Origin of the sequence: Mesorhizobium sp. M1A.F.Ca.IN.020.06.1.1 (assembly GCF_004023265.1) — a bacterium.
Taxonomy (GTDB): domain Bacteria; phylum Pseudomonadota; class Alphaproteobacteria; order Rhizobiales; family Rhizobiaceae; genus Mesorhizobium.
The window spans coordinates 1-2,535 of the sequence record NZ_RZSR01000879.1 but is presented as its reverse complement, the minus strand read 5'-3'; the positions used below and the strand labels follow the sequence as shown (position 1 = coordinate 2,535).

At 64.8% G+C, this 2,535-nt stretch carries 2 protein-coding genes; both read right to left on the bottom strand.

All coding sequences use genetic code 11. From position 1 onward, the window contains the following. The coding region (locus tag EOA60_RS28415) for an ABC transporter substrate-binding protein (RefSeq protein WP_164899606.1) at positions 1-1,022 on the bottom strand (1,022 nt) is incomplete at its 3' end. 176 nt (positions 1,023-1,198) lie between these two features. Then, positions 1,199-2,535, bottom strand: a 1,337-nt coding sequence (locus EOA60_RS28410) for a hypothetical protein (RefSeq protein ID WP_128312264.1), incomplete at its 5' end; no start/stop codon positions are given.

The window sequence follows — 2,535 nt, the reverse complement described above, 5'->3', positions numbered from 1 at the left end:
CAGCCGAACATGTGGGCAGCGGTGGAGACGTCCTTGGGATCGCCGACGGCGGCGCCATTGTCGTCGATGCCGACGGCGGCGCGATAGGCCTTCTGCGCGGCCGAGTCATCGGGCTGCGCGTAGCGCGGCGAGCCTTCCCAGAAATGGCTGCCGTCGAGGAATTCGAGGCCGGGGCTGTTGATGTCGACGGCTTCGAGGGAGTCGATGAAGCCGAAGAGCTGCGGCCTTTGCGAGCCGTAGAACTCGCCGAGCTCCTTGACGAAGGTGAGCACGGCCGGACCCACCATGACGTGGTAGATCACCTCGGTCTCGGCCGGGATCTGCGGGAAGTATTTGGTGAAGGACGACTCCGTCGGCGGGATGGCGATCTGCGCGATCACGTCGGCGCCTTGCGCCTTCAACGCCGGCGGCAGGTAGTCGCGATGGTCGTAGCCGAAGGCGAAGTCGGGGAAGATCTGCGTCACCTTCTTGCCGGCATTCGCCGCGATCCACGGCGCCATCGACTGGATCTGGCTCTTCACGTCGGTGATGCCGGGCTGGAAGACGTAGCGGTTGAGCTTGGTCGAGGCGACGTGGTGGCCTTCGCTGACCACGAAATAGGGGATCTTGTTTTCGCCGGCGGCGGGCGCCGAGCCGATCACCACATGCGAGAACAGCGTGCCGAAGATGATGTCGGTCTTATGCTGCGTGGCGAACTTGCCGACCACCTCGGCGCCGCGGGCAGGATCGGTGCCATCATCTTCGATCACCAGCTCGACCTTGCGGCCGCTGATACCGCCGGCATCGTTGATCGCCTTGACGGCGGCAGCGCTCGTCTTCTCGTACCAGCGGCCGTAGGCGGCGCCGATGCCGGTGCGGTGCGACTGGAAGCCGATCTTGATCGGCGCCGAACTCTGCGCCTGGCTGTAGCGAACGAAGCCGGGCGCGAGCGCCAGGCCGGCGCCGGCGGCGATGCCTTTCAGCGCTGTGCGGCGGGAAAGCGTGCTTTTGGAGAGGTCGAAAAATCCGTTCTTGTCAGCCATGTCCGTTCCCCTGTTTTCAGTTTTTTGACCAGCGATAAGGCGGCTCGATCCTCCGCGCTCGGAGGACGCGAAAATTGCATGTGTACAAACTAAATCACCAAAGCTGTGACGTGGCAAGCGAGCTTCCACCCGACCCGATTTTCGGGGCCATGCGCGCGTCATGACGGGCCCTTGTCTCATCCTGCCGTCGGCGTGGCAAGCAGCCATAGGCCGGATATGGTGTAGGCGATCATCAGAAGCGTCAGCGGCAGCTGGCTGAGCGCCGCGCGCGACGGCTGCGGGTGGAGTCGCCAGGCTAGGCCGTGTGCGATCAAGACCGCCAGCACATGGCCGACGATGATGACGCCGGCCTGCAGATTCCAGAGCCACCAGGCCGACTCGGCGCCGACGACAACGCCCGCCTCGACCATCCTGTCGGCGGTGCCGAACAGGTTCCAGCCGAGTGCGAACGGGTCGGACAAAGCGACCAGCGCGTATTGGCCGTCGACGAGCAGCGCCGTGAGGTAGTGGGCGATGTGGTAGGCGAGCGCGATCGGCACGATGGACCAAATCAGGAGGCCGGCGGCTTTCTCGAAGGCTTGCCCGTCGCCGGCAAGGCGCTGGCCGAGTGAAACGGCAAGCGCGAACACGGCCGCCAACAAGATGAATGTCAGCACCAAGCCAAAGCTGCCGATGCCGATCAACGCGGTACGGCCGGGAAACTCCAGCGGATTGACGCCGAACAGGCCGAGCCAGAAGAAGGTTTTGGAAAGACCGTCGAAGGATACGGACGAGAGCGCCAGCAGCAGGAACGCCGTGCCGCTTGCCGGCAGCGACGAGGCGGAAAGCAGCTTCGCACCGGGCCAGCCGAGGTCGAGCCGGCCTTTTTCGCGCTGGACCGGCGCGAAGCGGGCGACGATGGAGAAAAAGACGGTCAGGAATTCGCCGCGCCGACTCCAGTCTTCGTAGCCGAAGACGCATATGGCGGCGAAACTGAGCAGCCAGTAGATGCCGGCGGCGAAGGCCAGGCGCGACGGATCGTCGGGCGCGGGATCGATGAGCTCGAACCAGGCGAAGCCGAAGAACAGGACGAACGCCGGCCAGTAGCCGAGCCATTTGGGAAGGCGCGATGGCTCGGCTTCGTCAGTGCGAAGGTTGAAGACGCGAGATGCAACGCGCCAGGGGCCGTACCACGGGTTGAGCCAGGACCAGAGATCGCCGAATACCCCCTGCAGCAGCGTGAAACCGGCCCAGAGCAGCGTCCAGATCACCAGAGGCAAGGGGTTGGAGAGTGGATCACGGCTGCCGAACAGGCCGGTGGCGATGAGAAGCACGAAGCCGGCAAAGGAAAGCAAGCTGAGGACGGTGCGCGGGTGGTCGCTGACAGTGAACAAAGAGAGGCGTCGGCGCCAGAAGCGGTCAAGAGCGGCGGGCGGCAGCAGCGCCAGCGTCAGAAAGCTGACAGCCACCGCAAGCGCGCCACCAGCGATGTAGTAGCCCGTGGGAAGAAGCAGGACATGGCCGCGGTCAGAGG